Raw genomic sequence first — 8,388 nt, forward strand, 5'->3', positions numbered from 1 at the left:
GTCGGGCGCCGGTGGGTGAGCTGGTCGTGCGCACGGACGAGACCCGGATCGCCGCCGCGCAGCAGGTGATCGTGCCCGCCGACGCGGGTGCCACCGCCGACGTACCGCGTCTGACCCGGCTGTCCCGTCGGCCCGCCGGCGAGGACCCTCGCCGCGCCCGCTGAGTCTCGTAGGCTCAGGTCGCCGGAGCCACGCTCGCCCAGGGCACGGTCAGCTCGCCCAGTCGCCAGCGCCGGCGGTCGGCCCGGATCGGGACGCCCTGTGCCCTGAGCGCCGAGACCACGGCGAGCCAGCGCTGCACCGGACCGAAGGTCGACAGCGCAGCCGCGCGCTCCCACTCGCGGTCGACCGCGGCGAGCAGATCATGGACCCGCTCGCCGGGCACGTTGCGATGGATGAGCGCCTTCGGCAGGCGCTCGGCGACGATTCCGGGATGCTCGAGCTCGGTCAGCCGCAGCGAGATCGTGAAGGCCACCGGCTCGCCGTCGCCCGTCACGTCGACCCAGCTCGCGAGGCGGCCGATCTCGTCGCAGGTGCCCTCGACGAGCATCCCGTCCGGAGCGAGCCGGGCGGCGACCCGCCGCCACGCGTCGGCGACGTCCGCCTCGTCGTACTGGCGCAGCACGTTCATCGCCCTGATCACGGCGGGACGCCGACCGTCGGGCACCGGAACCTCGAAGCCGCCTCTCGAGAACGAGACGGGCAGGTCGGCGGCGAAGGGGGTGCGGGAGGCTCGCACGTCGTCCAGCTGACGGCGGGCGGTCGCCACGCGCACCGGATCCAGCTCGAGGCCGAGGACCTCGACATCCGGCCTCACCCGGCGCAGCCTGGTCGCGAGCTCGAACGCGGTGACTCCGCTGGCTCCGTATCCGAGGTCGATGACGAGCGGGTCGGATGCCTTCCGGAACGCCTCCGACGCGGCGATCCACCGGTCGTTTCGCCGTAGCCGATTCGTCCCCGTCGTCCCCCGTGTCGCCTGCCCGACCGGTGACGCTCCCATAGTCCTATCCTCCACTACCCACTTCCACGTCGCTCGCACTCCACACGTGCAGTCGAGGGCGGAGTGACGTTCCCGGCGCGAGCATCGGGGAGGGACCCGCGAAGCGGGAGGGGCACCCGTTCTGCGAGCGCGGGGAACGTCACGCAGCCCGCCCCCGCAAGCAGAAAAGATAGGCTGACACCATGACCCGCACTCTGATTCTTCTGCGTCACGGCCAGAGCGAATGGAACCAGCTCAACCTCTTCACGGGATGGGTGGACGTCCGCCTGACCGATCAGGGCAAGGATGAGGCGCGCCGCGGCGGCGAGCTGCTGGCCGAGTCGGGCCTGCTGCCCGACGTGCTGCACACGTCGCTGCTGAGCCGTGCGATCCAGACCGCGAACATCGCGCTCGACGCGGCCGACCGCCTGTGGATCCCGGTGACACGGTCGTGGCGTCTCAACGAGCGCCACTACGGTGCGCTGCAGGGCAAGGACAAGGCGCAGACGCTCGAGGAGTTCGGGCCCGAGCAGTTCCAGCTGTGGCGCCGGTCGTTCGACGTGCCGCCGCCCGTGCTGGCCGACGACAGCGAGTTCAGCCAGGTGGGCGACGCGCGCTACGCGGACATCGACGGCGAGGTTCCGCGCACCGAGTCGCTCAAGCTCGTCATCGATCGCCTGCTGCCGTACTGGAACGACGCGATCGTCCCCGACCTCGACGCGGGCAAGACGGTTCTCGTCACCGCGCACGGCAACTCGCTGCGCGGCCTGGTCAAGCACCTCGACGGCATCAGCGACGACGACATCGCTGAGCTGAACATCCCCACGGGCATCCCGCTGGTGTACGAGCTCGATGAGAACAACGTGCCCACCGGCCCGAGCCGGTACCTCGACCCCGAGGCCGCCGCCGCCGGCGCCGCAGCGGTCGCCGCGCAGGGCAAGAAGTAATCACGTCGAGGCCCCCTCACGTTGTCGAGGCCCCCTCTGATCCGGCTGGATCGGAGGGGGCCTCGACCGTCAGGAGGCGCCGATGACGGTGAGCGTCAGGACGTGGAGGCTCCGGGCGCGGAGGGCGTCGCGCTCGACTGCGCCTCGGCGGCCAGCGCGATGTCCTCCTCCTGCACGGCCCAGTCGCCGGTAGCGAGGTAGACGACCTTCTTCGCGACGGCGACCGCGTGGTCGGCGAAGCGCTCGTGATAGCGGCTGGCGAGTGTCGCGTCGACGGTCGCGGTCGCCTCGCCCTTCCAGTTGTCGCTGAGCACCTTCTCGAACACGCTCGCGTGCAGCTCGTCGACATCGTCGTCGGCATTGCGGATCTCGTCTGCGAAGCGCAGGTCCTGCGTGCGCAGCAGGTCGGCGAGGGTGCCGGCGATCTGCACGTCGAGCTCTCCCATGCGGCGGAAAGTGCCCTTCAGCCCCTTCGGAACAGCGCGCTCGGGGAAGCGCAGGCGCGCGAGCTGCGCGATGTGCTCGGCCATGTCGCCCATGCGCTCCAGCGACGCGCTCACACGCAGCGCGGTGATCACGATGCGCAGATCGCGCGCGACCGGCTGCTGGCGTGCGAGGATCTCGATCGCCTGCTCGTCGAGCGCGACGGCCAGCTCATCGATCTTCGCGTCGTCGGCGATCACCTCCTCGGCCAGGGCGACGTCGCTCTCGGCGAATGCGGTGGTGGCCTTCCGGATCGCGACCGTGACCAGGTCGGCGATCTCGGCGAGCTGCGACTGCAGCTCTTCGAGGGACTGGTGGAACACTTCGCGCATGTCGGCGCAACCTTTCGTCGGGGGTTCGGCACGGCATGCCGGGGCACGCGCTCGCGCGGCCGGAACGATTGTCCGGGTCGAAGGTTAACGAACGGTGCCGGGAACGTGAATACTAGTCTCTCCGCCGCGTGACCACGCGGTATACGTCCGGTGACCGACACGGCGACCTCTACTGTGGGAGGCATGGATTCCGCTCAGCTGGCGCTGTTCTCCCTCGCCGTCGGCGCGCTGATCGGGGCGGGTGCCGTGCTGCTGGTGAGCTGGGCGTATCGCATGCGCGCGCTCGCTCTGCAGGAGACCTCTTCGGCGGTGCCCGCAGGCATCTCAGACGTGCTCGCCGGCATGGATGACGCCGCCTGCGTGCTCGACGCCTCAGGCCTCGTGGTCGCCACGTCGAACGGCGCGGCGCGCTTCGGCATCCGCGAGGGATCGATACTCGAGAACGGCGAGCTGCGGCGGCTCGTGCGCGGCGTGCGCGACAGCGGCGCTGACGCGACCGAGACGATGCGATTCACCGGCGGTGCGTCGCTGGACCCGCGCCTGGTCTCGGCGCGGGCGAGTTCGGTCGGTCCGCAGCTCACCCTGCTGATCATCCGCGATGTCACCGAGCGCGAGCGCCTCGATCAGATGCGCACCGATTTCGTGTCGAACACCAGTCACGAGCTGAAGACGCCGGTCGCATCGGTCAGCCTGCTCGCCGAGGCGATCGAATCGGCCGCCGACGACGCTGAGCAGGTCCGCATCTTCGCCGCACGGATCTCGGCCGAGGCATCCCGTCTCGGACAGCTCACCGGTCGCATCCTGAGCCTGTCGCGCCTGCAGGCGGCGGAGAGCCTGTCGCAGGTCGAGCCCGTCGCGATCGACGAGGTCGTGGCGGCGTCGATCGAGGCGCATTCGGTGCAGGCGGATTCCGCCGGTGTCGCGCTGAGCCGCGGTGGTGAGCGCGGGGCGTGGGTGCGCGGCGATGCGCAGGTGCTGATCGAGGCGGTCGGCAACCTCATCGCCAACGCGATCGTCTACTCGCCGCGCGGGTCGCGCGTGGGCGTGGGCGTGAAAGTCGACGGGGATGTCGTCGAGATCGCGGTGACGGATCAGGGCATCGGGATCCCGGATGCCGATCTCGAGCGCATCTTCGAGCGCTTCTACCGCGCCGATGAGGCGCGTTCGCGTCGCACCGGAGGCACCGGGCTCGGACTGTCGATCGTCAAGCACGCGACCCAGCGGCACGGTGGCGAGGTGCGCGTGTGGTCGCGTCCCGGCCGGGGCTCGACGTTCACGATGCGACTGCCTCTCGCGAGCGCACCAGTCAGCCTGGCCGACAAGAAGTCCAAGCGGAAGACCAAGAAGAAGCGCGTGGACGGGGATGCCCGCACGCGCGACGCCCGGAATGGAGAGTTCGCATGACCCGCATCCTGCTCGTCGAGGATGAGCCCGATCTGGCCGATCCACTCGCCTATCTGCTGCGGCGCGAGGGCTACGAGGTGGAGATCTGCGAAGACGGACCGGGGGCGCTGGCCGCCTTCCGCGAGCGCGGCGCCGACATCATCCTGCTCGATCTCATGCTTCCCGGCATGGCGGGCACCGAGGTGTGCCGTCGGGTGCGGCAGACCTCGAGCGTGCCGATCATCATGCTGACCGCGAAGGACTCCGAGGTCGACATCGTCGTGGGGCTGGAGCTCGGTGCCGACGACTACATCACGAAGCCGTACTCATCACGCGAGCTGCTGGCGCGCATGCGCGCCGTGCTGCGTCGTGCGGTGCAGGCGGACGCCGAGCTCGACGAGCGCGTGCTGGAGGGCGGCCGGGTCACGCTCGACCTCGACCGGCACACGGTCGCCGTCGACGGATCCGAGATCAACATGCCGCTGAAGGAGTTCGAGCTGCTCGAGGTGCTCATGCGCAACGCGGGACGGGTGCTCACGCGCGGACAGCTGATCGATCGCGTCTGGGGCAGCGACTACTTCGGCGACACGAAGACCCTGGACGTGCACATCAAGCGCATCCGGTCGCGCATCGAGCAGAGCCCGGGCGAGCCGGTCATGCTCGTCACCGTGCGTGGGCTCGGCTACCGCTTCGAGGGCTGATCGATCGCGGGATGCAGAAGAGGCCGGTTCCGCAGGGAACCGGCCTCTTCGCTGTCGCGGCTGTCGCCGCGGGAGTCAGGATGCGCTGTCCGTGGCCTTCGCCGACGGAACGAGGTCGGCGTACTGGTCGAGCGAGCCGTCGAGCACGGGCACCTGCGCGGGAATCGCCTCACCGTCGCCCGAGACGATGAGCACCTCGACGGTCGCACCCGGCTTGACGCCGAGGTTCTCGATGCGCAGCGGCATCTTGTCGGCGCCGAGGCTGACGCGATCCTCGCTGGGCACACGCAGCGTGAGCTGCTCGCCCGCGACGTCGATGTCGACCGTGCTGCTCTTCGAGCCCTCGTTGATGAACGCGCCGACGAGGTTGCCCACTTCGCCGTCCTCCGTGGTGACCACGAAGACGTTGCGCGCGACGACATCGCCGCCGGTCTCGTCGAAGGGCACGCCATCGGATGCCGGGTAGGGGTTCGTCGTCGCCTGGTGCGTGATGAAGGTGCATCCCGTCGTGCCGAGCGCGAGCGCCGAGCCCAGGGCGATGACGGCGACGAGACGCGGAGCGATGGACGCAGCAGAGCGCGAGTTCACGGATCCTCCTGAGGTGCGACGGGTGTCCTGCACAAGTGTAGTGGGTCTGTCATGCGCGGCGAGGACAGATGCCGCTCTCGAGGAGGTCGGCGCGTACCTTACTGCATAACGGCTGTGGTATGCTGGAGATTGCCGAAAGGACACGTTTTTATGCTTTTTGAGGTTGGCGAAACCGTCGTCTATCCGCACCACGGAGCCGCGACGATCATCGAGGTCAAGGACCGCGTGATCAAGGGGGAGACCAAGAAGTACCTGAAGCTCAACGTCACGCAGGGTGATCTCATCATCGAGGTTCCTGCCGAGAATGTCGACCTGGTCGGCGTTCGCGACGTGATCGGCAAGGAGGGTCTCGAGAACGTCTTCGAGGTGCTGCGCGCCCCGTTCACGGAAGAGCCCACCAACTGGTCGCGCCGCTACAAGGCGAACCTGGAGAAGCTCGCCTCGGGCGATGTGATCAAGGTGAGCGAGGTCGTGCGCGACCTGTGGCGCCGCGATCAGGATCGCGGTCTCTCCGCGGGTGAGAAGCGCATGCTCGCCAAGGCCCGTCAGATCCTCGTGTCGGAGCTCGCTCTGGCCGAGAAGGTCGACGAGGACAAGGCCGGCGCTCTGCTCGACGAGGTGCTCGCCTCCTGACGAGCGCGCAGACGACTGACTGCGAAGAGGGCGGATGCTGCGGCGTCCGCCCTCTTCGCATGCTGCGGGGCCGCGATAGCGTGAGAGGGTGACTGCGCCTTCGACCCCCACCACCGCGATCATCGTCGTCGCCGCCGGCTCCGGTACGCGACTCGGTGCCGGAGTGCCCAAAGCGCTCGTCGACGTCGACGGCCGCACCGTGCTGCGTCACGCGCTGGACGGTGTGTTCGCCGCCGCCCCGATGCAGGTCGTCGTGGTGGCGCCGGCGGGGTGGGAGACGCAGGTGGACGCCGAGATCGCCGCATCCGCCGGAGAACGCCGCCATCTCGCGACGGTCGTGACCGGAGGGGCGACCCGCCAGGGGTCGGTCTCCGCGGGGCTGGATGCCCTGCACGACGACGTGCGCGTCGTGCTCGTGCACGACGCGGCGCGCGCCCTCACCCCGGCATCGCAGCTCGACGCCGTGGCGGCCGCGGTGACGGAGACCGGCGTCATCCCCGCGCTCGCCGTCGTCGACACGCTCAAGAGAGTCGACGGTGACGAGGTCACCGGTCCCGTCGACCGCTCTGCTCTCGCCGCCGCGCAGACCCCCCAGGGCTTTCCGCGGGCGGCTCTGCAGGACGCGTACGCCACGGCCCTGGCGGCCGGGCAGGATCACACCGACGATGCCGCCCTGTTCGCCGCGGCGGGGGGCGCCGTGCGCCGCATCACCGGATCGGAGCGCGCCTTCAAGATCACCACTCCCGGCGATCTCGAGCGCGCGCGGCTGCTGCTCGCTGCGGGCGCTCTCGCGCTGCCTCGCATCGGCGTCGGCACGGACGTGCACGCCTTCGGCGGCGAGGGCAACCTGTGGCTCGCCGGCCTGGAGTGGCCGGGTGAGCAGCCGCTGTCGGGGCATTCCGACGGGGATGCCGTGGCACACGCCATGGTCGACGCCCTGCTGGGCGCGGCCGGGCTCGGCGACATCGGGCAGCACTTCGGCACCGCCCACCCCGAGTACGCGGGAGCGCACGCCGATGTGTTCCTCGCGCGCACCGCGACGATGCTGGCCGAGGCGGGCTTCGCGATCGGCAACGTGTCGGTGCAGTTCCAGGGCAACCGACCCCGGTTCAGCGCCCGCCGCGGCGAAGCGGAGCAGGTGCTCTCGGCCGCGCTGGGAGGTGCGGTGGTCACGGTCTCGGCGACCACGACCGACGGCCTCGGGTTCACCGGTCGCGGCGAGGGCGTCGCGGTGACCGCGGTCGCGCTCATCCACCGGATCTGACGGGGGAGCGCACGCCCAGGTGCGCGCCGCGCCGCCCCGCTAGTCTTGTGCAGTGACGATCCGCCTGTACGACACCCGCGCACAGCAGCTGCGCGACTTCGCCCCGCTCGATGCCTCGAACGTGACGATGTACGTCTGCGGACCCACCGTGCAGTCCAGCCCGCACATCGGCCACGTGCGCGCCGCACTGAGCTTCGACCTGCTGCGTCGCTGGCTCGCGTACCGGTACGAGCGGGTCACGTTCGTGCGCAACGTGACCGACATCGACGACAAGGTGCTCGCGAATGCGACCGAGGCCGAGCCGTGGTGGGCGCTCGCGTATCGCGTGGAGCAGGAGTTCTCGCAGGCCTATGCCGCAGTCGGCATCCTGCCGCCCACCTACGAGCCGCGCGCGACCGGATCCATCCCGCAGATGCACGACCTGATCGCGACCCTCATCGAGCGTGGTCACGCGTATGCCGCCGCCGACGGCTCGGGCGACGTGTACTTCGACGTGCGCTCCTGGCCGGAGTACGGCTCGCTCACGCATCAGTCCGTGGACGCCATGGAGGCGGCGGCGGACGCCGACCCTCGGGGCAAGCGGAACCCGCAGGACTTCGCGCTCTGGAAGGGCGCGAAGAGCGACGAGCAGCCTGATGCCGCGTGGGATTCGCCGTGGGGCCGCGGTCGTCCCGGCTGGCACATCGAATGCTCGGCGATGTCGAAGCGCTACCTGGGTGCCGACTTCGACATCCACGGCGGCGGACTCGACCTGCGCTTCCCGCACCACGAGAACGAGCTCGCGCAGTCGACCGCCGCCGGCGACGGCTTCGCGCGGTACTGGCTGCACAACGGACTCGTCATGGTGGGCGGTCAGAAGATGTCGAAGTCGCTGGGCAACTTCACCCTGGCAGCCGACGTTCTCGCAGCCCAACAGCCGCTGGTCGTGCGCTACGCGCTCGCCGCAGCGCACTACCGCTCGAGCCTCGATCTGACCCCGTCGTCGTTCGCGGAAGCGGATGCCGCGCTCGGACGCATCCGGTCGTTCCTCGAGCGGGCCGCGCGGCTCCCCGCGTCTTCCGCGCCGTCGGCGGAGCGC

9 protein-coding genes are annotated in these 8,388 nt (G+C 70.0%); 6 read left to right on the plus strand and 3 right to left on the minus strand.

What is annotated here, in order from left to right; genetic code table 11:
- Positions 1-175: 175 nt before the first annotated feature.
- Entirely contained in the window at positions 176-1,000 is an 825-nt protein-coding gene (locus RT309_RS05660) for a class I SAM-dependent methyltransferase (RefSeq protein ID WP_313355905.1), read from the minus strand.
- 182 nt (positions 1,001-1,182) lie between these two features.
- On the opposite strand from RT309_RS05660, the gene RT309_RS05665 reads away from it, so the two are divergent.
- A complete protein-coding gene (locus tag RT309_RS05665; RefSeq protein WP_313355906.1) occupies positions 1,183-1,926 on the plus strand; it encodes a phosphoglyceromutase in 744 nt (247 codons plus the stop codon).
- 95 nt (positions 1,927-2,021) lie between these two features.
- Here RT309_RS05665 and phoU read toward each other — a convergent pair whose 3' ends face one another.
- Complete coding sequence (gene phoU, locus RT309_RS05670; RefSeq protein ID WP_313355907.1) at positions 2,022-2,741, minus strand: phosphate signaling complex protein PhoU; 720 nt, start codon at positions 2,739-2,741, stop codon at positions 2,022-2,024.
- A 183-nt stretch (positions 2,742-2,924) separates the two neighbouring features.
- Here phoU and RT309_RS05675 point away from each other — a divergent pair, with 183 nt between their 5' ends.
- Positions 2,925-4,145: an ATP-binding protein gene (locus tag RT309_RS05675; protein ID WP_313355908.1), complete on the plus strand. Its 1,221-nt coding sequence runs from the start codon at positions 2,925-2,927 to the stop codon at positions 4,143-4,145.
- Positions 4,142-4,825, plus strand: coding sequence for a response regulator transcription factor (locus tag RT309_RS05680; protein ID WP_313355909.1), 684 nt, complete (start codon positions 4,142-4,144; stop codon positions 4,823-4,825). Before RT309_RS05675 ends, RT309_RS05680 begins: the two co-directional genes overlap by 4 nt.
- 75 nt (positions 4,826-4,900) lie before the next feature.
- On the opposite strand, the gene RT309_RS05685 is transcribed toward RT309_RS05680, so the two are convergent.
- A complete protein-coding gene (locus RT309_RS05685; RefSeq protein ID WP_313355910.1) occupies positions 4,901-5,413 on the minus strand; it encodes a DNA modification methylase in 513 nt (170 codons plus the stop codon).
- Positions 5,414-5,563: 150 nt separating this feature from the next.
- Between RT309_RS05685 and RT309_RS05690 the strand changes: the two genes are divergently transcribed.
- The 3 genes from RT309_RS05690 to cysS all read left to right on the plus strand — a co-directional run.
- A complete protein-coding gene (locus tag RT309_RS05690; protein WP_313355911.1) occupies positions 5,564-6,046 on the plus strand; it encodes a CarD family transcriptional regulator in 483 nt (160 codons plus the stop codon).
- Positions 6,047-6,134: 88 nt separating this feature from the next.
- Positions 6,135-7,310, plus strand: a complete 1,176-nt coding sequence (gene ispD / locus RT309_RS05695) for a 2-C-methyl-D-erythritol 4-phosphate cytidylyltransferase (protein WP_313355912.1) — start codon at positions 6,135-6,137, stop codon at positions 7,308-7,310.
- A gap of 52 nt (positions 7,311-7,362) precedes the next feature.
- On the plus strand, positions 7,363-8,388 hold a 1,026-nt coding region (gene cysS, locus RT309_RS05700), incomplete at its 3' end, for a cysteine--tRNA ligase (protein ID WP_313355913.1).

It is taken from the genome of Microbacterium sp. (genome assembly GCF_032084865.1).
Classification (GTDB): Bacteria; Actinomycetota; Actinomycetes; order Actinomycetales; family Microbacteriaceae; genus Microbacterium.

Bases quoted from the DNA above. Each gene is read 5' to 3' on its own strand.
- RT309_RS05665 (WP_313355906.1), top strand. From the start codon at position 1,183: ATGACCCGCACTCTGATTCTTCTGCGTCACGGCCAGAGCGAATGGAAC.
- RT309_RS05660 (WP_313355905.1), bottom strand. From the start codon at position 1,000: ATGGGAGCGTCACCGGTCGGGCAGGCGACACGGGGGACGACGGGGACG.
- phoU (WP_313355907.1), bottom strand. From the start codon at position 2,741: ATGCGCGAAGTGTTCCACCAGTCCCTCGAAGAGCTGCAGTCGCAGCTC.
- RT309_RS05690 (WP_313355911.1), top strand. From the start codon at position 5,564: ATGCTTTTTGAGGTTGGCGAAACCGTCGTCTATCCGCACCACGGAGCC.
- RT309_RS05675 (WP_313355908.1), top strand. From the start codon at position 2,925: ATGGATTCCGCTCAGCTGGCGCTGTTCTCCCTCGCCGTCGGCGCGCTG.
- RT309_RS05680 (WP_313355909.1), top strand. From the start codon at position 4,142: ATGACCCGCATCCTGCTCGTCGAGGATGAGCCCGATCTGGCCGATCCA.